Source organism: Chitinimonas viridis (assembly GCF_030409555.1).
GTDB classification, from domain to species: Bacteria; Pseudomonadota; Gammaproteobacteria; order Burkholderiales; family Chitinimonadaceae; genus Chitinimonas; species Chitinimonas viridis.
Genome location: NZ_JAUFPU010000001.1, coordinates 23,059 through 45,044 on the forward strand (window position 1 = coordinate 23,059; position 21,986 = coordinate 45,044).

General features: G+C 62.2%; 16 protein-coding genes, 2 tRNA genes and 1 pseudogene. 4 read left to right on the top strand and 15 right to left on the bottom strand.

The window, feature by feature from the left end; translation table 11 throughout:
• Positions 1 to 229 precede the first annotated feature (229 nt).
• A complete protein-coding gene (mltF, locus tag QWZ03_RS00125) occupies positions 230 to 1,657 on the bottom strand; it encodes a membrane-bound lytic murein transglycosylase MltF (protein WP_290330865.1) in 1,428 nt (475 codons plus the stop codon).
• 105 nt (positions 1,658 to 1,762) lie between these two features.
• On the opposite strand from mltF, the gene QWZ03_RS00130 reads away from it, so the two are divergent.
• Positions 1,763 to 1,852 (top strand) — tRNA-Ser (locus QWZ03_RS00130).
• A gap of 367 nt (positions 1,853 to 2,219) precedes the next feature.
• Positions 2,220 to 2,294 (top strand) — tRNA-Arg (locus QWZ03_RS00135).
• Between the two features lie 306 nt (positions 2,295 to 2,600).
• Here the strand turns inward: QWZ03_RS00135 and QWZ03_RS00140 are convergent.
• Both QWZ03_RS00140 and QWZ03_RS00145 read right to left on the bottom strand, forming a co-directional pair.
• Positions 2,601 to 2,945 (bottom strand): hypothetical protein, encoded by a 345-nt coding sequence (locus QWZ03_RS00140; protein ID WP_290330866.1) that lies wholly within the window; start codon positions 2,943 to 2,945, stop codon positions 2,601 to 2,603.
• Positions 2,946 to 3,024: 79 nt separating this feature from the next.
• Positions 3,025 to 3,954, bottom strand: coding sequence for a DUF808 domain-containing protein (locus QWZ03_RS00145; RefSeq protein ID WP_290330867.1), 930 nt, complete (start codon positions 3,952 to 3,954; stop codon positions 3,025 to 3,027).
• A gap of 438 nt (positions 3,955 to 4,392) precedes the next feature.
• Here QWZ03_RS00145 and QWZ03_RS00150 point away from each other — a divergent pair, with 438 nt between their 5' ends.
• Together QWZ03_RS00150 and QWZ03_RS00155 are read left to right on the top strand one after the other, a co-directional pair.
• Positions 4,393 to 6,489 carry an ATP-binding protein gene (locus QWZ03_RS00150; RefSeq protein WP_290330868.1) on the top strand — a complete coding sequence of 699 codons (2,097 nt, stop codon included), beginning with the start codon at positions 4,393 to 4,395 and terminating at the stop codon, positions 6,487 to 6,489.
• Positions 6,490 to 6,588: 99 nt separating this feature from the next.
• Positions 6,589 to 7,266 carry a hypothetical protein gene (locus QWZ03_RS00155; protein WP_290330869.1) on the top strand — a complete coding sequence of 226 codons (678 nt, stop codon included), beginning with the start codon at positions 6,589 to 6,591 and terminating at the stop codon, positions 7,264 to 7,266.
• Between the two features lie 55 nt (positions 7,267 to 7,321).
• Here the strand turns inward: QWZ03_RS00155 and QWZ03_RS00160 are convergent, their stop codons facing one another.
• The 12 genes and pseudogenes from QWZ03_RS00160 to QWZ03_RS00215 all read right to left on the bottom strand — a co-directional run bounded on the left by QWZ03_RS00160 (position 7,322) and on the right by QWZ03_RS00215 (position 21,969).
• The gene (locus QWZ03_RS00160) at positions 7,322 to 8,335 is read right to left on the bottom strand and encodes an alpha/beta hydrolase family protein (protein WP_290330870.1); all 1,014 of its coding nucleotides are present in this window, start codon (positions 8,333 to 8,335) and stop codon (positions 7,322 to 7,324) included.
• A gap of 106 nt (positions 8,336 to 8,441) precedes the next feature.
• Positions 8,442 to 9,284, bottom strand: coding sequence for a hypothetical protein (locus QWZ03_RS00165; RefSeq protein WP_290330871.1), 843 nt, complete (start codon positions 9,282 to 9,284; stop codon positions 8,442 to 8,444).
• A gap of 65 nt (positions 9,285 to 9,349) precedes the next feature.
• Complete coding sequence (locus QWZ03_RS00170; protein ID WP_290330872.1) at positions 9,350 to 10,525, bottom strand: vWA domain-containing protein; 1,176 nt, start codon at positions 10,523 to 10,525, stop codon at positions 9,350 to 9,352.
• Complete coding sequence (locus QWZ03_RS00175; RefSeq protein ID WP_290330874.1) at positions 10,522 to 12,759, bottom strand: DUF5682 family protein; 2,238 nt, start codon at positions 12,757 to 12,759, stop codon at positions 10,522 to 10,524. The genes QWZ03_RS00170 and QWZ03_RS00175 overlap by 4 nt, the downstream gene beginning before the upstream one ends.
• Positions 12,759 to 13,484: a DUF4241 domain-containing protein gene (locus QWZ03_RS00180; protein WP_290330875.1), complete on the bottom strand. Its 726-nt coding sequence runs from the start codon at positions 13,482 to 13,484 to the stop codon at positions 12,759 to 12,761. Before QWZ03_RS00180 ends, QWZ03_RS00175 begins: the two co-directional genes overlap by 1 nt.
• A 10-nt stretch (positions 13,485 to 13,494) precedes the next feature.
• Positions 13,495 to 14,598, bottom strand: coding sequence for an ATP-binding protein (locus QWZ03_RS00185; protein ID WP_308447494.1), 1,104 nt, complete (start codon positions 14,596 to 14,598; stop codon positions 13,495 to 13,497).
• On the bottom strand, positions 14,595 to 16,106 hold the full coding sequence (locus QWZ03_RS00190) for a DUF5691 domain-containing protein (RefSeq protein WP_290330876.1): 1,512 nt from the start codon (positions 16,104 to 16,106) through the stop codon (positions 14,595 to 14,597). The genes QWZ03_RS00185 and QWZ03_RS00190 overlap by 4 nt, the downstream gene beginning before the upstream one ends.
• Positions 16,103 to 17,428: an SWIM zinc finger family protein gene (locus QWZ03_RS00195; protein ID WP_290330877.1), complete on the bottom strand. Its 1,326-nt coding sequence runs from the start codon at positions 17,426 to 17,428 to the stop codon at positions 16,103 to 16,105. Before QWZ03_RS00195 ends, QWZ03_RS00190 begins: the two co-directional genes overlap by 4 nt.
• Before the next feature lie 118 nt (positions 17,429 to 17,546).
• Positions 17,547 to 18,272, bottom strand: a pseudogene (locus tag QWZ03_RS00200) (YoaK family protein); the annotation flags it as partial.
• A gap of 268 nt (positions 18,273 to 18,540) precedes the next feature.
• Positions 18,541 to 19,566, bottom strand: coding sequence for an RNA 3'-terminal phosphate cyclase (gene rtcA, locus QWZ03_RS00205; RefSeq protein WP_290330880.1), 1,026 nt, complete (start codon positions 19,564 to 19,566; stop codon positions 18,541 to 18,543).
• A 328-nt stretch (positions 19,567 to 19,894) separates the two neighbouring features.
• Complete coding sequence (locus QWZ03_RS00210; protein WP_290330881.1) at positions 19,895 to 20,686, bottom strand: nucleotidyltransferase domain-containing protein; 792 nt, start codon at positions 20,684 to 20,686, stop codon at positions 19,895 to 19,897.
• A gap of 71 nt (positions 20,687 to 20,757) precedes the next feature.
• Positions 20,758 to 21,969: an RtcB family protein gene (locus QWZ03_RS00215; RefSeq protein WP_290330882.1), complete on the bottom strand. Its 1,212-nt coding sequence runs from the start codon at positions 21,967 to 21,969 to the stop codon at positions 20,758 to 20,760.
• Between the last annotated feature and the right edge of the window lie 17 nt (positions 21,970 to 21,986).

Consider the following 21,986-nt stretch of genomic DNA (forward strand, 5'->3'; position numbering starts at 1 on the left):
CACCGCCTTGCAACAAAAGCGAGGTGTCTGGAAGTGCCCTAAAGATGAATGATTCGTGCAGCCACCACTATAAGGATCGGCAACCATAGGCTGAATACGCAAAATTGCGTATTTGGAAGGGCACCATGCAACCCCACCCAGCAAGCTATCGTCCCGTCAAAACACAAGGGGCCAGCCATACGGCCAGCCCCTGTCATGCCACACCAAGCCCCCACAAAACGCAGCCCGGTTATTTCGCCGCCGCATCTATCCCCAGCCGCACCCCTTCCGGGTTGGCCACCGTCACCTGGTCGTCAAACGGCGGAAACATCGTTTGTACCGGTTTCTCGAAGCGCACCAAGATATCGTAATAGCTGCGCACGTTCTCGACGAAGATGACGGTTTCACCGCCTCGGGCAAAGCCATACTTCAGCGTGCTGAAATACTCATAGTTGCGCAGCAGCGGTATCACCGTTTTCAGGTCTGTCCAGCTGTTCGGGTTCTTGCCCAAGCGCTGCGCCAGCACCCGGGCATCCTCTAGGTGCGCCACCCCGATGTTGTAGCTGGCCAGCGCCAGCCAGGCCCGGTCGGGTTCCGCTATCCGTGGCGACAAGCGCTCGCGCAGCATATTGATGTATTTGGCCCCCCCCATGATGCTCTGCTTGGCATCCAGCCGGTTTTCCACCCCCAGCCGGTCGGCCGTATCCGTGGTCAGCATCATCATGCCCCGTACGCCATAGGCACTGGTCGCAAACGGGTCCCAGTGCGATTCCTGGTAGCTCAGTGCCGCCAGCATCCGCCAATCCAGCCCATAGCGCGCTTCCGCCTCGATAAACAGAGAGCGGAACTTGGGCAGCACGGTATTACGCCGGCTCAGAAAAGTGGTCGCATCAATCGGCTGCAAACGGTTCGCATGGCCGTAATAGCGGTCTATCAGGCGCGCCAGCGTGCCATCCTTCTGTATCCGGGCAAAATACACTTTCAGGCGATCCACAAAGGGTTTCGGCGCATCCGCAGGCCAAGCCCAAGCCACCGGCAAGGCATCGCCCACCTCGAACGCCACCCCCACCCCAGGGTGAAAGTTCTGCGCCACCTCCGCCCCCTTGCCATCCACGATGGCGTAATCGATCAGGCCGTTCTCCACCTTCTCGATCAACTCCTCCGTATCCTGATACTGCGCCTCGTTCCAGGCCAGTTGCGGATACTTGGGCTGCAGCTCGCGCATGGTGGGTGCAAACAGACTGGCCACCATCAAAATACCCTTGCCCAGATCGCCCAGGCCACGGGGCTTGCGCTCCTCGGTGCGGTACACCAGCACCGGCCGGTGGCCAAAATAGGCTGGGCCAAACTGCACCCCCTCCGCCTGGTGCCGTGCCATCCCCACCCCAAGGTGCGCCTCGTGCGCCGCCACCCGCATGGGCATCTCGGCCACCCGGGGCGACACCACGAACTTCACCTTCACCCCCAGCTCACCCGCCAACCCCGTCACAAGGTCGTAATCCAACCCGGCATACTTGCCCTCGGCATCCACATAAAAGCTGGTCGCCCCGTTACGTATCAGCACCACCATCTCGCCCGTCTCGCTCAAGGGCGCCACAGGCTTGATCTCGGTCTCGACCGGCGCAGGCGTACACCCCACCAGCAAGCCCAGTGCTATCCACCACAGTTGGCGCAGCATGCGCATGTCATCCCCTTGTCCATCCCGCGATTGTGCCACGACCACGCAAAAAACATATGGGTTGACAAGCCGCCAACGAATAGACACAATGCGCGCCTTCGAGCCGGAGAGGTGGCAGAGTGGTCGAATGTACCTGACTCGAAATCAGGCGATGCGGCAACGTATCCGTGGGTTCGAATCCCACCCTCTCCGCCAAGCACAGCAAGGCCCAGCATGTTCTACATGCTGGGCCTTTTGCTTGTTATATTCGCTCCGCAAACAGGGCGTTGCTTCGCAGATAACCATTCTGCGACCCGTTTACCCTGCTTAGCCGCAGGGCACCGAGCTTGCTCAGCGTCGCTCACTAGCCCCAGCCTAGCAGTGCTGGCTAGGCGTGTGAAAAAGCGCGCAAGGCAAGCAGTGCGCGGGTACGGCAAGCTTGCACAACAACATCCGAGTGGATTTTTTAGCCGCTCCTGGCTGCCATCACGGTGCCGCGGAGCCCCCAGTGCTGCCATCCCCAGCCCGCCTCGCACATGCTAGCTGCACCTGACCTTACTTTCCGCTAGAATGCCGCCCGCGCGCTCTTGTAGTTAAATGGATATAACGGCCCCCTCCTAAGGGGCAGTTACAGGTTCGATTCCTGTCGAGAGCGCCAGTCTCCGCAGCATCCCTCTCAGCACTCCCCGCAATCACACTCGCCATCGTTGCCAAGTACCAGAACCCGCTGCATCAGCGCAATAGCGCCCCATAGGTTGGCAAGGGCGTTGCTCTCTTGACCGGTCGGTTCTCTTGCAGGTGCGGGAAACACCCCAACACCCACTGCCTGGGTAGCCTGCCCTCCATGCCGCCCGCGCACGCGGGGATGACCCGCACCGGCGGGGCGACTCCGGCTTGAGCCCATCAGAAAAAAACCCCGCCACAAACGGCGGGGTTTTTATCAGGTCAAATAACAGCGGCGCTGTTAGCTGTCTTCAGACTGCTTGCTGGCCTCAGCCAGCAAATCGGCCAGGTCCATGCCATAGCGTGCTGCCACTTTTTCTGCGGCCTCCATCAATTCACGCTTCTCCCGCAATCGGTCCAGCTTCGAATGGGTTTCTGCCTCGCGTTCGCGCTGCAATGAGCGCCAGCCATCGCCGCTGTCAAACAAGGCCTCGGCCGCAGCACGGGCCTGGGTGACGGTGGTTTCCGCCTCTCGCTCACGGTTGCTGCTGCGTGTACCTTCCAGCGGCGCGAACAGCGCCTCGGCCGCAGCGCGGAGATCCTCTACGGGGGCGGAATTACGAGGGTTATTGGGACGGTTAGACATCCTGCTATGACCAATCAAGTCCGATTAAACGAATAAAGATGATGGTAATCGGCCCCAGGCCCAAGCCTGGAGCGCCGCACTACGATTGTTTCTTGGGCCAAACACGCTGGATCAGGGTTACACCCGCCAAAACCACGGCACCCGCAATAACACCTACCAGGCCATCCAGCAGCGTGGGCAATATAAATGCCAGGGGGCCGGCGCTTAATGCCAGATTCTGGATAGCCACATGCAGGGCATGCACGCCATGCGTCAGAATACCGCCACCTACCAGGAACATGGCCGCTGTACCCACGATGGCCAGCGTCTTCATCAAATACGGGGCGGCTATCAGTATCCATTCGCCGAACTTGCGCTGAGCGCTGGCGAAACCACCGGTGCCTTCCTTGCGGCTCAGGTAGAGGCCACCATCGTCCAGTTTCACGATGCCGGCTACCAAGCCATATACCCCTATAGTCATGATGATGGCGATGCCTGTCAAGACCGCCGCTTGTGTAACAAAGGGTTTGTCTGCAACTGTACCCAGTGTGATGGCGATAATTTCTGCCGACAGCACGAAATCGGTACGCACCGCGCCCTTGATCTTTTCCTGCTCCAGCGCCACCAGATCGACATTCTCGTCGGCTACGGCCTTGATCAGTTCGGCATGGTGAGCCTCGTCCTCTTCCTTGCTGTGCAGGAACTTGTGCGCCACCTTCTCAAAGCCTTCAAAGCAAAGAAAGGCGCCGCCTATCATCAGCAAGGGGGTAACCAGCCACGGCACGAAGGCGCTGATGGCCAAGGCGGCCGGCACCAGTATCACCTTGTTGAGCGTGGAGCCCTTGGCAACCGCCCAGACCACCGGTAGTTCGCGGTCCGCGGCCACCCCAGCCACCTGCTGTGCGTTCAGGGCAAGGTCGTCACCCAGCACCCCCGAGGTTTTCTTGGCAGCGACTTTGGTCAATATCGCCACATCGTCCAGTATGGTGGCGACATCATCTATCAGGGCAAGCAGGCTGGAACCGGCCATAGCGTACAACTCCTTGTTTTATCTTGAATCTCTATTGCGAAAATCGTTCGCACCATCTGGTCTGCCAAGCTATCCGGGCGGCCCGCAAGCACATCCAGGGTGCGTATCGCCGCGCATCGTAGCAAGGAGTGGCACACTGTTGTTGTACTTGTCGTATATGAAATATCCCGAACCGATATCAAGCGCAGGTTTCGGGCATAATCCTCGCGCGTTTCACCCTAGCGGGTGTGACCAAAAACCCCGCTCATGCAACGCAACGTGCAAATGGCCAGTATTGACGAAGCATATACATAATATGTGAGGAAATATTCTCCACCCGCAACGACACAGCAGTTGGCGAGGTTTCCTTGAGTGCCCGTCTACACACGGGCTTGCTCCTTGCCTAGCCATGGCCAAGCAGCCCCCTGTCGATTTGGCAGCGATCCGAGGTAAGCCGCTTTGAAACGACTGTTCCACTGGCTCAAGCCCCGCACAGCCAGAACCAAGATACTGTGGTTGTTCATGGTCATCAATCTGGTGACCACGGCCGCCTACACCTTCTACATCTGGGATCTGCAAGTCTCCAACATCCGCGCCGCGATTGATGCCCGGCTGGTTGCCGGCGTCAGCGCCGCACCCAAGATGATAGGCCAGGACTACCTGCGCCGCGCCACCCACCCAGAGGCCATAGACCCCCGCAGTTACCTGGATCTGGTGCGCCTGCTGCACGACTACTGCCAGAAGACCGGCCTGCGCTACCTCTATGTATTCACCGAGCACAAGGGCCAGCTGGTGTATGTGGCCGATGCCGCCAACGAAGCCGAGATACGCGCCAACAACTATGGCCGCTACTTCCAGCTATACGAGATCACCCCGCACCCCGCCATACTCGATACCTTGCGCACCGGGCGCAGCAATATCGCCGAATACAAGGATCGCTTCGGTTACTTCCGCTCGGTCTTCCAGCCCATAGAGCGGGCGGACGGTACGCGCCTGGTGGTTGGCGCCGATGTCGATATCTCCTATGTGCAGGCAGAGCTGAACAAGGCCATGTGGCAATCGCTGGCCATAGGCCTGACCATCTTCGTGGTTGGCATGCTGGCGTGCTTCTGGCTGGCGCGTGTCCTGTCGCGCCCAGTGGTGCGCCTGGCCAGCGCGGTCGATCAGGTCGCCCAGGGCGACTACCAGGCCAGGGTCAAGGTAACGGGGCAGGATGAGTTTGCCCATCTGGCAGAGGCATTCAACGCCATGGCCAATGCAGTGGCCGAGCGGGCTGCCGACAAGGCCCGCCTGCTGGCCGAGCTGGAGCATAACGAGGCCGTGCTGGAAGCCAGGGTAAAGGAACGCACGCGTGAGCTGGCCGATGCCAATGCCAACCTGCTGGCCCATGAACAGGAACTGGAGCGCGCCAGGGCACAGGCCGAACAGGCGTCGGAGATGAAATCGCTGTTCCTGGCCAATATGAGCCACGAGATACGCACGCCCATGAACGCCATCATCGGCATGTCCCACCTGGCCTTGATCAGCGATCTCAACCCCAAGCAGCGTGACTATGTGGAGAAGATCCAGCGTTCTGCCCACCACCTGCTGGGCATCATCAACGACATACTGGATTTTTCCAAGGTGGAAGCCGGTAAGCTGACCCTGGAGCGCACCGACTTCGAACTGCAGGCCGTACTCGACAATGTCCGCAACCTGGTTGGCGAAGCCTGTACCCGCAAAGGACTGGACTTGCAGTTCGAGATCGACCCCGCCCTGCCCAAGCAGATGCAGGGGGATGCCTTGCGGCTGGGCCAGGTGCTGATCAACTTCGCCAACAATGCAGTCAAGTTCACCGACCATGGCACCGTTACCGTGCACGCCCGCCTGCAAGAACGCGCACAGGATCAAGCCACTGTCTACTTCGAGGTGCAGGATAGCGGCATAGGCATGACACCAGAGCAGCAGGCCTTGCTGTTCCAGTCGTTCCAGCAGGCTGACGCCACCACCACCCGCAAGTATGGCGGCACGGGCCTGGGGCTGGCCATTGCCAAGGAACTGGCCACGCTGATGGGCGGCGAAGTCGGCGTGCGCAGCCAACCCGGCCAGGGCAGTACATTCTGGTTTACCGCCGTTTTGGGCGTAGCAGCTCCCAAGGCCGCAAAGCCAGGCATGCCCATTGCCCTCGATTTCTCCCCCATCAGGGGGCGCCGGGTGCTGCTGGTGGAAGACAACGAGATCAATCAGGAAATCACCGTCCACCTGCTGGAACGCACCGGCGTGATCGTTACCGTGGTCGAACATGGTGAGGCAGCCATCGAGCAGCTGGGCAAGGCCGAGTACGACCTGGTGCTGATGGACATGCAGATGCCCGTCATGGATGGCTACACCGCCACCCGCCTGGTACGCCGCCTGCCCGGCATGGATCGGCTGCCCATCGTGGCGCTGACCGCCAACGCCACGCATGATGACCGCAGCGCCTGTTTGGCGGCCGGGGTGAACGACCACCTGACCAAGCCCATAGAGCCGCAGGAACTGTTCGAGATGCTGCTGCGCTGGATACCGGCTCACGCCTGACCGTACGTCGCACAAAACCGCCGTACCATCGGTGTAGGATGAATTTCCCGCGTCAATACGTGTTCCAATCACAGGACGGCGTAAAGACCGGGGAAGGTCATGGACTATGCAGCGTTACAGCGGCGGCCAGGCAAACGACTCCTGAACTTTGGGTTGGCCGTGTTGCTGCATGTCGTACTGCTGTATGGCCTGATGCATGGTCTGGCAAGGGATGTCGTCAGGTTCATCCAGCCCCCTGTCGAGGCTGAGATCATCGAGGCACCCAAGACGCCGCCGCCCGAGGTCGAACCGGTACCCCTGCCTGACATCCAGGCGCCACCACCGCCAAGCGCCTTTATTCCACCGCCAGAGGTGCGCCTGCCTGCCCCAGTGGACCCACCGGCGAGCATCACCGCTTTCACCACCACACCCCCGCCTGAGCAGGTGGCGCCTATCCGCCCCACCCCGCCTGTCGTCACCCCACCAGCACCGCCGCCTCCCGTAGCGCGCGAAGCCACGGTCAGTGCTCAGGTGGCCTGCAGCAACTTTACAGCGGTCAAGGAAGGGCTGGGAGACAAGTTCGCCGTCATCGCCGATGCGGAAGGCATACAGCAGGCAGAGGTCATGCTGAAGGTGACCGCCCACGGCAACGGCCAGATCGGTGAGGTCGTCGTACAGTCATCCAGCAACCAATCGGTCGCCAAACTGGCCCGCAGCGCTGTGCGCAGGCTGCAGTGCAATACCGGCGGGCAGACCGTACAGGTGCTGGTGCCGTTTTCTTTCAAGCTGGAAGACTAGCGGGCGCGGGGCACAAGAAACTGGCAGCGCCGTGCCCATTGATCACACATAGCGATCAGGATTTATCCGGCACAAATCGCGCCAGCAAGGGCGCAAAACGCTCGGGCCAGCTTTGCAACTGGCTGGCATCGCCGTTGATCAAGCGCCGCAGAAAAGCCAGCGATAGCGCCTGTGTGGCTTCCTTGATCCTGGGGTTGAGGAAGATGCCACCGGCCTCCTTCCGATCGGTAAAGATGTTGTGGGAGCCCCCTTCAAATACCGCCAGCAGCTTCTGGCCACCACCCGTGGCATCGAACAGGGCGACCCTGTCTTCGGCATCGGAGTAATAACCCGGAATGCGTATCACATCTTCGGTATTGGTGATGTGCAAGGTCGGTATCTCTATGCCGCCCACGATACCGGCGGCGTCCTTCTCGCCATGAAATGGCGGGGCCGACAGCAGTATGGCCGCCTTGATGCGTGGCTCACGCAGATTCAGCTTCTTGCCACCACGCTCCACCTTGGCACCCGCCAGCAGCAGCGAGGTATTGGCGCCGTAGGAATGGCCGGCCGCCACGATATGCTGCGGGTTGATCAACGGGCCCAATTCGCCATCGGCCAACACACTATCTAGCGCAAAGCGCACATCGGCCACCCTGGCCAAGGCTTCGCTTTCATTGGCCGCCTCATGCAGGCGGGACAACAGGGTAAAGGTGTTGCCAAACCAGATTTCCCTGTCGCTGCCCACATGCTGTACATGCAGGCTGGCATAGCCCTGGCTTGCCCAGTAACGCCCCAGGTAGCTATACCCCCGGCGCGAGCCCCCCATGCCGTGCGAGAACAACACCAGCGGCACCGGTTGCTCGGCACTGGCCTGCCGGGGCAGATAGAGCCGCACCGGCACGGCACGCTGGCGCGCGTCATCTTGCCAGTCCATGTCCAGTACCTGATAGGGCAGCTCCTCTGCCTGTACGGTGGGCGGCACCGATACGGATGCAGGTTCGCCCGCCTGCACGGGCGCCACCCCTACCAGCAACAAGGCCGCCAGGGCCAGGCCCCGAGCTTGGATCAGACAGGTATCAATCGACATGGTGTGTTTCCATAAACAAGGCCAGCTCACCTACGGCCAGGGCACTGCCCTGGGTCGCCTCCGCCTGCATGGCAGGCCTCAATAGACGGCCTAGGTGGCGCAGGGTTCAACTTGCCACACCCAATAGCACGGCGCACAGGCCATACCCCTCGCGCAAGGTGGCCATGCGCAGGTTTTCGGTCAAGGCCAGCAGATCGGTGGCCAGGCTGCCCAGCGCATCGTCATCCGGCGCCAATACCAGGTTGGCGCCGGCATCCAGGCATTGCTCCAGCACCAGCGAGGTCTCGTCGCGCAATACCGCAACCGCCTCATCCGGCTCCAGTTCGCCCGCCCTATGGCGCTCCAGCACTTGTCCGGCAGCCTGCACAATCGGTTCCAGCTGGTGGAACCAGCCATCAAACTCAGCCAGGCAGGCCACCCCCAGTACCAGCGGCCGATAGTGCCCCAGCGTAGTCTCGAATCTTCGCAATGCCGTCAGGTGACCTTGCAAGGCCGACGGCAAGGTAGCGATATCAAAGCCGTCCAGGATGGATCCCCCGTCCTCGTCATCGCCTTCCGAGTCCGCCTCCCGCGTTATCTGCACACCGGCCTTCATGGCTACCGGGCTGAGGCGGAAATCCTGCGCCACGCCGCTCTCCTCCCAGACACCGGTGAAATAATGGCTACCATCCTTGCGCGATTTGATCTGGCCGGTCAGGGTGAAGATCACCACCTGGGTAAACTTCTCGCCACTACCCTTGGGCGAAAACACCGTGTATTCGCCCCCCACCGATTGCACGCCCTCGCGCAGGGCAATCTCGAACGATCCGGCATAGCGGCCACCCTCCTCCGTCTCACCAGAGTAGTTGACCACCATGGTGTCGCCCTTGTAGCTGACCTTGTCTGCCACGCTGCGGACGTCGTCCCATTCGGGGCTGTTCGCCACCCACAATAATTCATGTTGCTTCATGGTTCTCTTTCATAACAGGCACCAGGCCCCGACGGTTGCAAAGGCAAGCCCTGTAACCAGTTTAATCAAGCGACTGTATCTGTCGCAGCCCGATTGGTGACAAAACCCTGTTTTGCCGCCCAAAGGCCGACATCCTGCTTTTGTATGGCCGCAGCCATCAAGGCCGGAAACTGATCCGGCGTGCAGGCAAAACTGGGGATATCCAGCGCAGCAAAGCGCGCGGCATTCTGGTGGTCGTAACCTGGTGCACCGTCATCGCTCAGGGCCAGCAGGCAGATAACATTCACGCCAGCCGCCTTGAGCGCAGCGGCACGCTGCAGCATCTGCGCCTGGTTGCCGCCCTCGTACAGATCGGTTATCAGTACCAGTATGGTTTTCTCCGGCCGGTCTATCACCTGCTGGCAGTAGCCCAGCGCCAGATTGATATCGGTACCGCCACCCAGTTGCACGCCAAACAGCAGTTCCACCGGGTCTTCTGCCGTATCGGTCAGATCCACCACCTGGGTGTCGAACACCACCATGCGGGTACGCACAGACTTGAGCGAGGCCATCACCGCAGCAAAAATACCGGCATAGACCAGCGATGCCGCCATGGAACCACTCTGATCCACGCACAGCACCACATCTCGCAACGCACTGCGCTTGCGGCCGTAGCCTATCAACTTCTCGGCTACCACCGTGCACTGCGCTGGCAGATAGCGGCTGAGGTTGGCCTGTATGGTGCGATGCCAGTCGATTTCGCTGAGCCGTGGCCTAGTGTTGCGCTCTGCCTTGTTAAGGCTGCCGGCGATGGCCTGCCGCATGGGCTCCTTCAAGCGCTTTTCCAGTTCGTCCACCACCCGGCGAACAACCTGGCGAGCGGTATCCCGCGTCCTGGCCGGCAGTACCCGCGACAGCGAAACCAGGCTGGCCACCAGGTGCACATCGGGCTCCACGGCTTCCAGCAGCTCTGGCTCCAGCAGCATCTTCTGCAGGTTCAGCCGGGTCAGGGCGTCCTGCTGCATCACCTGCACTACGGCGGTGGGGAAGAAATCACGGATATCACCCAACCAGCGTGCCACATTCGGGCAGGATGCTCCCAGGCCACCCGCACGCGGTGCATCGTACAGCGCCTCCAGCGCGGCATCGGCACGCAGCAGCTCAGGCGAGAGCGCCGCAGCACAGCTATCCTGTGCCGCATCGCCCAGCACCAGGCGCCAGCGCTGCATGCGGTCGGTGGCCAGCAAGCTATTCTGTGTCATTGTGTCGTCTCCTTGGCAGTGCCCAGCACGGCAGCCAGCACGGGCAACACCATGGCCGCCCGCTCTCCATCCAGCTCGGCGCTGGCCGCAACCCTGGCCTGCGGCCCGCCCAGATGCTTCAGCTTGTCACCCATTTGCCGGCGTTCAGCCAGGGTGAAGCCCGAGAATGCCCGCCTGAGCAAGGGCAGCCGTTCAATGAATACCTCGTCGCCCAGACCCGTCAGCCAACTGTCCATGGCCTGCCATAGCGCATCATGCTGCAGCAACAACAGCCCGCTGCCGCGCAACACCCCCGCCAGCCACCCGGTAGACTGCGCCGGCGGCATGCTGGGCGCCAGCGCCAGCCTGGCCTGCTGGGCCAGTTGCGCCGCATCAATGCGCTGCCGATCAAACGCCAGCCGCAAGGCATAGCCCTGCACGGCAGGTGCCGCACTATCCTGCCCGGCCAGTACCTGCAGGCAATCCAGCCAGTCATCGCGCAGCAGGGGGTCGTCCAGTGTGTCGATGGCGGCCTGCATCATCCCCATACGCTCCACCAGCACCTCGGCCGCCGCCTCATCCAGCTGGGTCGCTGCGGCGCCCAGGCCTACCGTTACCCGTTCCACCAGCGTGGTAATGATGGGCAGCACACTGGCGGCTTCGGTCCCCCGCACATCGCCATAGCGCGCCACCCGCACCAGGGGTGGCAAGGCATCCATCAGGTGCCCCAGGTCAGCAGCCACAGCCGCCTGGTTCTGCACCGCTGCAAGCAGTACCGATGCCGCCACGGGCAGCTTGGCCAGCATTGCCACGTCCAGCATACCGGTCAGCTCGGGCAGGTGCCGGCTCTGTCCTGCCCGCTCAGACAACTGACGGCTGGCGGCCAGCGCCAGCGTGTTGCCATAGCGGCTGGCCGCAATCAATGCCACCACCATGTCGGGCGACCAGCGCAAGTCCCAGGATTCCCGGAAGGTACCCGTGCGGTTGCTGTCTGCCAGTGGCTTGCCCCAGCCCACATCCAGCACGTTCAATCGGTGCAGCAGGCAACTGCGGTGCCGGCCGCTTTCCTCGCGCAGATCCAGCTCCAGCCGCTTGTTTTCGGTGCTAGGCTTCAGCCGCAAACGCTTCTGTTCGGCTTCCAGGTCGCGCAGCAGCGGCGCATCGATGCAGCCCTCCGGTACGCTGCCCAGATGGTCGCCCACTTCCAGCTGCTGCCGTATCAACGCCATGGGCAGGGGGTCGCCATGACACAGTACCGTCAGCATGGCCTCCTGTTGTTCGGCCAAGCCCGGCAAAGGCAGGTCGCGCAGGGCGGCCAGCGCCTCACTCAGCCGTACCGTCTCTATCACACTGGCCGAAGAGGCATCGAGCCCGGCCTCGCGCAGCAGGCGTGCAGCCCGTGTCACCCAACGCTCGCTCGTGCCTTCAGCACACTGCCACAGATGGCGATACCACCCCGGCGAACTCACCCCGGCGCCATAGCCGCTGGCATAGGCCAGCCTGTCGTCGCTCCAGGGAACCCAGGTCGCCGCAGTACGGGTCTTGGGTAAACCCTTCAACAACGCCATATCGGCCTTGGCGGTGGCCACCTGGCACAGCGCCGGTACGTGCCAGGCCCCGCATACCACGGCAATCCGCTGGTAGCCGGCCTTTTGCGCCTCCCGCACCCGGCCGCGCATATGGGCCTCACGGCGCGCCTCGCGCAGGTCAGGCGCCGGTGCATGTTCGCGCAACGCAGTCATGGCCTCGGCAATGGCGGCAAACATTTGGCTGGCATCACGCCGTTGCTCTATCTCCACTTCCCACCACAGCTCGTGGTCCTCATAGCCGGCCGCGCGCGACAGCTCGCCTATCGGGTCCATGCGCCACGCGGCCAGGGTCTCGTCTGGTGCGTCCCCCTCCTCGTCGGTGTCGGCCGCCTGCTCTGCCGCCATGGCCTGGGCAAAGCCGTGGGTTGCCGGCAGATCAATGAACCACAGCGGTACACCGGCCTGTTGGGCATGCTGTATGGCCTGCCACTCGGGCGAGAACAGCGAAAATGGGTAGAACACCCCATGCTGGGGCGCTTCAGTGGGGTAGATCAGCAATGCCACCGGCGGTTGCATGGCCGGGTCAGCCGACAGGCCGACTATGCCATCGGCCTCGGGCGGCCCTTCCAGCAGGATGATGTCAGGAGCAAGCGCCACCAGGGCCTGCTGCAAGGCGCGGGCGCAACCCGGGCCATGGTGGCGGATGCCGAAATAGCTGACGCTCATCAGTCCCACTCCGGCAAGGGTGCCAGCGGCAACACGGCCAGGTCGATATGTACCCCTGTCAGCGCACCGCTTGCGTCATAGCTGCCCACCACGGCATAGGTGCCATCGCCCCAGCCCGAATGGGCCAGTATCAGGTTCTCGCCATCCGTGGCACCAGGCAGAATGATATTGGCCAGGCCGGCCTGCAAATGGCTCGGCTCGTCCATGCGGGCAAACCAGGCATCGGCTTGGCCGTTATCGAACAGCTCGTCCTGCCAATCCATTTCGTCCGGGTCTGGCATCAGCCTGGCCACCGCATCGGCATCGACAAAGCCCACTTTGCCCGAATCCACCGGAACCCCGACAAATTCATGCCCGCCCAGCAAGGGCGCCGTGACACCGGGCGCCACGGGCGTCAGAAAACGCCAGCCCACAGCAGGCTGCGCGCTGAGCAGCAGCGACAAATAGCATTCACGCAGATGGGAGCCATCCTGCGCCTCGCTGATATCAGCCACGGTAGCCACTACCGGGTAGCAGCCCGGCGGCAGTTGCAGCTCCGGATTACCCTGCCATTGCAGCGTCACGAAGGGGTCGCACGGCACCAGCCTGCCCTGTTTGAGCCACAGCTCGCCGCAGGGCACAGTGTGCAGGCGATAGCGTATGGGCTTGTCGTCCACGGTCCAGGCAAAGTCGCCTTCGGCCAAGGCCATCCAGCGATCCGGATAGATGGGGTGCAGATAGCTCATCCAACTACCCCTACACCACGTCCATACAGGCGCGGTAGAGATCCTTCCAGCCATCGCGCTCGCGCGCCACTGTTTTGAGGTACTCCAGCCAGACCAGCTTGTCCTGTACCGGGTCCTTGACGATGGCCCCCGTCAGGCTGGCGGCCAGATCAGCGGCTCGCAATACGCCGTCGCTGTAATAGCCTGCCACCGCCATGCCATGGCCCAGTACCGAGATCGCTTCGGCGGTCGAGAGACTGCCGCTGGGCGACTTCAGCTTGGTCTTGCCATCCTCGGTCAGGCCGCTGCGTAGCTCGCGGAACACCGCAACCACCCGGCGCACCTCCTCAAGCGCGGGCTTCTCCGCAGGCAGCTCCAATGCGCGTCCCAATTCGGCTACCCGGCGGCTGACGATGGCCACCTCTTCGTCAAAGGTCTCCGGGGTCGGCAAGATCACGGTATTGAAACGCCGCATCAAGGCCGAGGACATTTCGTTCACTCCCTTGTCGCGGTTATTGGCGGTGGCGATCACATTGAAGCCACGGCGTGCCTGTACCTCTATACCCAGCTCAGGCACGGGCAAGGTTTTTTCCGACAACAGGGTAATCAGGGTGTCCTGCACTTCGCTGGGCACCCGTGTCATTTCCTCCAGCCGCGCCAGCTTGCCGTCACGCATGGCCTTGAGCATGGGGCTGGCTACCAGGGCACCTTCCGACGGGCCTTCGGCCAGCAGGCGGGCGTAGTTCCAGCCATAACGCAGTGCCGACTCATCAGTGCCTGCCGTACCTTGTATCAGCAGGCTGGAATCACCACTGATGGCCGCCGCCAGATGCTCCGATACCCAGCTCTTGGCCGTACCCGGAACGCCATATAGCAATAGCGCACGGTCGGTTGCCAGGGTGGCCACGGCAATCTCGATCAACCGTGGACTGCCGATGTACTTGGGGCTGACCTGGAAGCCATTTTCCAGCGTACCCCCCAGCAGGTAGGTCTTAACCGCCCAGGGCGACAGCAGCCAATTGCCTGGGCGCGGTTTCTTGTCCTGGCTGGCCAGCTCGGCCAGCTCCTCGGCAAACTGTTGCTCGGCGTGCTGGCGCAGCACGGCATTCAGGCTATTGGACGCAGGTGCGTTCATAGCGGCATCTCCTTGATAAAGGTCTGTTTGGCTTGCAGCAGCAGGACAATACGGTCCAGCTGCTCGAGATGGTATGGGTGGAAGGAGGTAGTCCCTTCCAACCCTTTTTGCTGCAGGTGCTGGCAGTAGGCCAGCAACGCTGGCATTGAGGCGTCCTCGGCGGAGAGCGCCATCCAGTCGAACATGGACAAGCGGTATGCCAGGCCAGAGCGCGCCTCCGTCTCAACGAAGACATCAAGCACCTGGTTCAGGCGAGCCGATGTCATGGGCACGGACCGTTGCCGCCACACGGCCACGATATCGTCCAGCCCCTGCGTGCCATTGAGTACAGGCAACAGTTCATCAAGGCGTTCAGTCGGAATGACTGCCACCAGGCGTTCGTGCCATTGCATGAACAAGGGGTACATTTTGCGCCTGTCCTGGAACAGCAGAAGCTCGGCCCACTCGGCATCCTTGAATCGCAGTGCTGCCTCCATCAGGCTACACAGCAGCTCACGTCCCCACTCATGCGCTTCAATCTGCGGCAGCAATGCGGCTGCCGGCAGACCGGCCTGCTGGCACCAGCGCGACGGCGGCACCCGCATCAGCAGCTGCGTCAACCACCAGCTGCGTTTCGCCTTGAGCAGCTCGGTTTCCTTCAGGCCATCACGTTCCCATGCCTTGTCAAATTCAGGCGGCAACGACACCTGCAACACCGTTTCGCCCTGTCCGCCATCCACAGGCACCCATTGCATATAGGGCGCTATGCGCTGCCACTGCCGCTCACAGTAGGCGCTGTCCGGCAGCCGTGACAGCAATTCACCTATACCCTGGCGCACCGTGGCGCTCTTATCCGCCAGCAAGCTTTCCAGGGTATCGGCGTCATCCAGACTCAAGCCCTGCTCCAAGGCCTGTATCAACGCCAGCCTGGCATCGGCCTTCTCCTTGGGCAGCGCTGCCAGCAGCAGGCTGCGGGCAGCAACGGGGTCGCGCCGCCGTTGCTCGGCCAGCACCCGGCAGCGCAGCTTGAGATCGCCCTCCTCCCACAGCCGCAGCAATGCGGCATCGCCCAGTGTGTCCAGTGCCAGCACCTCGGGCGCAGCCCAATCCGGGTTGTGCGCCGCCAGCCAGCGGCCTCGCTCGCCTATTACTGGCCACCACAGCTGGCGCTGCTTTGCCTGCGACAGCACAGCCGGCAACAGGGCTTCCGGCAGGCGGTAGCCTGTCTGCTGCATACGCTGCACCACCCACGGGGCCAACTCGTGCTGGGTCTTGTCCAGCAGACTGCTGAGCGACGACCACAGTACTGCCGGTAGTACCGGCTGCGCGTCCAGCGGCGCCTGCCGTGGCAGTGTAGCCCGCGCTGGCTGATAACCCGCCGTGGCCATCACGGCCTCGCCACCAGCCTGCCAGAGCAGCCTTTGCTCGCGACTGCCAGCAGGCAGCAGCGCCGTTACGGCATCATTGGAGGCCACGTCCATCGGCAGGTTGGCCGTACCCACCAGGGCAAGCCGGGTCAGTTCATTCATCGCAAGGCTCCCGTCAGCGCGTGGTAGCGCCCATCCATCTGCAGGCTCAGCGCTCGTGCTGCTTCGCCATCCCACTCCACGGCAAGGTCACATGCCTGGCCGCCAGCCAAGGCCAGCCACAGCCAGGGCGCCGGCGGATGCAATGGCAGCGCCTGGCCCTGCTGGTCCACCAGGCACCAATGCTCGCCCTGCTGTATGGGTGTGACTGCAGTCAATACGGCGGGCAGGCGTTCGTGCCAAGGGTTGGCTGCCAGCGCCTGGGCCGCCCGCAGCAATAGCTGAGGTATGGATTCTGCCTGCCACAAGGCCGTGGGCAAGGCCGCCGGCTGCGCCACTCCTTTGAGCATGGCGCGCAGGCCCTGGCCGGGCCAGAAAGCCAGCTCGGCCTCAAAGGCGGTGCCCGGCATCCAGGTGGCCGCAAAAGCCTGGTTGCCGACCGCAAACTGCAACAGCAAGCCACGCCTGCCACTGTGCCGCCCCTGCACCCAGGTGCGCTGCACTCGCACCCGCTCAGCGTCTTCCGCCACTTGGCCCAATATCTGCCACTCGTCATGCTGCGTATCCCCATGCGCCAGCACCTCCTCCTCGCGCACCGGGTAACCCAGGTATTGCAGCAGTATCTGCTGCAGTGCAGGCGTCAAGCTTGCCAGCCATTCATAGGCACGCAGTGCCAGCGCCATGCGCCCCAGTTCGGCCAGCAGTTTCTCGGGCCAATCCGGCCGGCTGCCAGGCAGGTCGGCCAAGGCCTGCAAGCGGTTGGCCAGGCCGGGCAGTTGGGCATCCACCATGCGGGCAGCCTGCTGCTCCCACAGTGCTGCACCCTCGGCCGGCAGGCGGGCCAGACCATTGCGCACCAGGTCTTCCAGCCATACCTGCAAGGCCGCCATCCCGTCGCGAGCACGGCCATCGCGTTTCTCTGCTCGCTTTTGCTGGGCGGCGTCATCGACCGGTGCCTCAGCCTTGGCTGCCGCCTTGGCTTCCTTCCTGGCGGCCGTATCGGATCGCTTGTCCAGCCACTCGGCCACCCAGGCAGGCTCGCTGCCATCCGCCACCAGTTGCGGCTGGTTGGCAGTCAGAACCAGCAAGCCCAGAGCGTGCTTGCACGGAAACTTGAAACTGGGGCAGGAGCATTTGCTGGCGAAGTCGGCCATGTCCAGCCGCACCTGGTACGGCTTGGCGCCACTACCCTGGCACTCACCCCAGAGGGCGCGCTGGCTACGGCCCAGCAAGGGCCAGTTCTTGGCTTGCGCAAGCTTCTTGCCATTGCTGGCAGAGCCCGCATCAGGCGCCAATGCCAGCACCTGTTGTTCAGTCAATTGCATGAGGGGGAGGATGGCGAGGAAAAACGCGGAAATTAGCACAATCGCGCTACCGCATGGGCAATGCCCTGCGGCAAGCCAACGCGCCGCGATGACTTGTGCTCACCAGGCGTGTTCAGTGACGCAAATCGTCCCATACGGGTACGGCAGCCAACAGCAAGAGCAAGCCAGCCAACGGCACCGACGCCACAAAGCCCAGGCTATTGAACCCCCAGGCTCCCAACAGCCCGCCCAGGAAGAACATCCCCAGCAAGGCCGACAGCAATTGCAGGCGCTCGCGGTTGGCGGCCACCGGCGGCAGATGCCCGGCCTGGTTCCAGTAACACAATCGCCCTAACTCGATGCCTATGTCGGTCACCAGGCCGGTGACATGGGTGGTGCGTATCTCGGCCCGCGATATCTTGGTGATCATGGCATTCTGCAAACCCATGATGTAGCAGAGCAAGGCCACGGTGGCCGGGACCAGCACCACATCATGGCGCGACATGGCCGCCCCCATCAGGCCGAACCCCAGCAGGAGGACGGCTTCCAGCACCAGGGGCAAGGCAAACTCGCTATGCGCCTGCCGCCGACGCCCCCAGTTGATCAGGATGGCCGACGTCGCCGCACCAGAAAGGAACGCCAGCAAGGCCCCTAGCCCGGCCCCCACCAGCGTCCAGCGGCTCAGCACAATATCGTCGGCCATGGCCGAGACGATGCCCGACATATGCGAGGTGTACTGCCCCACAGCCAGAAACCCGCCCGCATTGGCAGCCCCCGCCACCAGGGCGAGCGACAAGCCCAGTTGCCGGTTGGCCGCATCGGTGCGATCACGGCTGGTCAGTTTGCGCAGGTAGTGTATGGGCATGGCGGTCGAGGTAGGGTCAGGTCACCAGTTTAGCTGACCCTCAGTTTCTAAGAGCCTCAGATTCCAAACGTGTACGCCGTGTTGCAAGGGCATTGAAACTACCAGGCATCCCCGCCATGGCGTCGCCAATCTACATCTGCCTCATGCACCAGCATGAGTCGGAGAGACCGGCGCAATACAGCAAACAATCAGTTACTAGCAAAGACTGGCACCCGACGTAGCAGGACCGTGGGATGAATGTCGCGTAACCGAATGCATCCGTGCATCCCTAGCTGACAGATACCTGCACTCCCCCATCAGCCAGCGCAGTTTGCTCGAATGCCACCGGCAGGAACTTCTCGATCACGGCCATATTGGTCAGCAGGTGCGACGACGCCGTAACGGCAGTAAAGCTACCACCGCCCGCCAGTGCCATCGGCAGCAGCAATTGGTCCGCCAGGTACTCGCCAACGGCTGCCGTGCTCTGCAGGTAGTGGCGTGCCTCGCGCGCCGCCTGGTCTGCCACCGCCTCTGCCGATACACCTTTTTCACCAAAGCCGCTGAACAGCTCGGTCAGGTTGTCATGGCGCACGGTCAGCAGCAGCACATTGCCAGGGCCCTCCTTGGCCGACAACTCACGCACCCGCCCATCCACATAGGCGATCTGGCCGCTCACCCGCTCCACCTCACGGCGCGCCACCTGACCCGGCACGCCCGCCACCCTGGCCTCGGCCAGCATGCCTTGCAAGGCGCCACGCTCAATCAGGCTGATGGGCTGCAACATGGCGATGGGTGTCACGCTGGCCGTCATCTCGCCGCCGCCTGCCGGGTAAAAGCCATGGCGCTGCAAGGCCAGCGCCTGCTGCACCCCCATGCGCGCCAGCAATGGCTGCCAGACTTCGGTCAGGAAATCAGCCGGCGGCGCAGCCCGGTTATGGGTACCACCGCTCACCGCCACGGTACTGGCGCCATCGGCAAACCAGAGTGCCGGCAGCACCGTCTGCAACACCAGGGTGCAGCTCCCGGCCGTGCCTATGGCAAAGCGGTATTCGCCACCGCGTATGGCACCTGGCGCAAAGCTCAGTTCGGCCGAGCCCACCACGTCCCCCACCACGCTGGCGCCCGAAATCGCCTTGGCCGCCTGCACAGCCGTCAAATGCTGGCGCAACAACCCCGGCTTGCTGCGCTTGGCACGTATCCGCTCCATGCGGAACGGTATCCCGGTAATCATGGACAAGGTCAACGCTGTACGCAGCACCTGCCCACCGCCTTCACCTTCGGCGCCGTCGAGTTCTATCCAATCATCTTGTTGCATATGCTGTATTGCTTTGTTTCTCATTGTTTAATCTATGGATTCATATCTGCATGAATACCCCCCGCCCCGGTACCACAAGGCGGGGGAAGCTTACCGAAAAAACGGGTGCATCCGTGCTCAAACGCCAACCGGTCAACAACCCGGCCATGGCTGCCGGCCAGTCTGCCCCCAGCCATTACGCGGCGGCGGGGGCAGTAAGGCAATCAACACAACTGCGTTGATCTTGCTTGCTGTCGGTGCTTGGGCATCAGGCACGGACTTGCCCCAGACTGCCTTAGAGCCTGTTCACGATCTTTTCGTCCTGGGGTGAAATAATCGTGAACAGGCGCTAGCTCATCAAGCTCTGCCGCAGCAGGGCATCCAGCGCCGCATCCGTCCCGGCTGGCCGCTTGTAATCGGCAGGCGGCACCTCTGCCGCCAGGCCACGCTCGATAAAATCGTGTATCAGCGGGAAACGCGCGCCGTACTCAGCTTCGCCCGATGCCATCTTGATCAGCAACAGTTGGTTGATCTCGGCACGTAGCGCCGGGTCGGTCACCATCACATCGGCCAATTCCGCAAAGCGCATGGGCGGTATGCCACGGCCGGATGCTATCCACTGGGCCGCCAGCAGCGGCCGCAGCACATATAGATACTTCTTCAGGCGTACCTGCTCGCCCTGCAGATAGCCACGGAAGTTCTTCCTGGCCATGGCCAGGTAGTGATAGCGGCCCTTGAGCCCGGAGAAAAACGCCGGTGCCAGTGCGCGCAGTTGCGCCGCCAGCACCGCCTCCTCCCGGTAGATCACAGGCGAATCCAGCCACTCGAACAGGGTAGGATTGGAGCGACGCAGCAATTGCAAAGCTTTGCGCAACTCCCAGCCACACACATCGAGTTCATCGCTGATGGGCACCTCGATCACATCGCGCTGGGGCTCGACCTGCAGGTACCAGTCCAGCTTATGCACATAGACAAAGCGCACGTCGTAATCACTATCGGGCGAGGCAAAACCCCAGCCACGGCTGCCCGACTCGCAGGCGAACAGTACTCGCACGTCGTGGCGCTGCTCTATGGCCTGCAGTTCTGCCATCACACGGGCATGGATGGCCGGCGCTATCGGGTGTTCGTAAAGCAGTTTCATCACACTTCAATCTTTCGGTTAGGCCTTGCCATGCAGTCAGCGATGCCAGCGATGGCCAAGGCACACCGGGCTTATCCCTTCACGCACACCACCTGGCGCAGGGTATGCACCACTTCCACCAGTTCGGACTGCGCTGCCATCACGGCATCGATGTCCTTGTAGGCCATCGGAATTTCATCAATCACGTCCGAATCCTTACGGCATTCGACGTGGGCGGTAGCGCGCACCTGGTCATCCACGGTAAAGCGCTTCTTGGCCTGGGTACGGCTCATGGTTCGTCCGGCACCGTGGCTACAGGAGCAGAACGACTCTTCGTTACCCAGCCCGCGCACAATAAAGCTCTTGGCACCCATGGACCCCGGGATGATCCCCAGTTGCCCCTTCTGTGCCGATACTGCCCCCTTACGGGTTACCAGCACTTCCTGGCCGAAGTGCGTTTCCTTCTGCACATAGTTGTGGTGGCAGTTCACCGCTTCCACATCGGCAGCAAATGGTTTGCTGATCACCTTGCGGGCGGCGGCAATCACGTTCTGCATCATCACGGCGCGGTTACGGCGGGCAAAATCCTGCGCCCAACCCACGGCTTCCACATAGTCATCAAAGTGCTGGCTACCTTCCTCGAAGTAAGCCAGGTCACGGTGTGGCAGGTTGGCGATATGCTGGCGCATATCGGCCTGTGCCAGTTCGATGAACAGGTTACCGATGGCATTACCAACACCACGCGACCCCGAGTGCAGCATGAACCAGACGCGGTTGGATTCATCCAGGCAAACCTCGATAAAGTGGTTACCGGTACCTAGCGTTCCCAGGTGCTTATGGTTGTTGGTGCGTTCCAGCGCCGGGTATTTCTCGGTGATGCGCTTGAACCCGCCGTGCAGTTCCGACCACATGCTATCCACGGTTTCGGGTGGGGTATCCCAGGCGCCCTTATCGCGCTTACCCATGGTCTTACCATGCGGCACGGCGGCCTCAATGGCGCTACGCAGTCCGGCCAGGTTATCGGGCAGGTCAGCGGCCGTCAGCGTGGTACGGGCGGCCATCATGCCGCAGCCGATATCCACTCCTACCGCGGCAGGGATAATGGCGCCCAGGGTAGGAATCACGCTACCAATGGTGGAACCCTTACCCAGATGCACATCAGGCATCACCGCCAGATGCTTGTAGATAAAAGGCATCTTGGCCGTGTTCTTCAGCTGCTCGCGGGCTTCGTCTTCCACGGGTACCCCTTCGGTCCACAGCTTGATGGGCTTACCGTTGGCTACTTCCAGTAGTTGGTGCTTCATATTGCTTGCTTTCATCC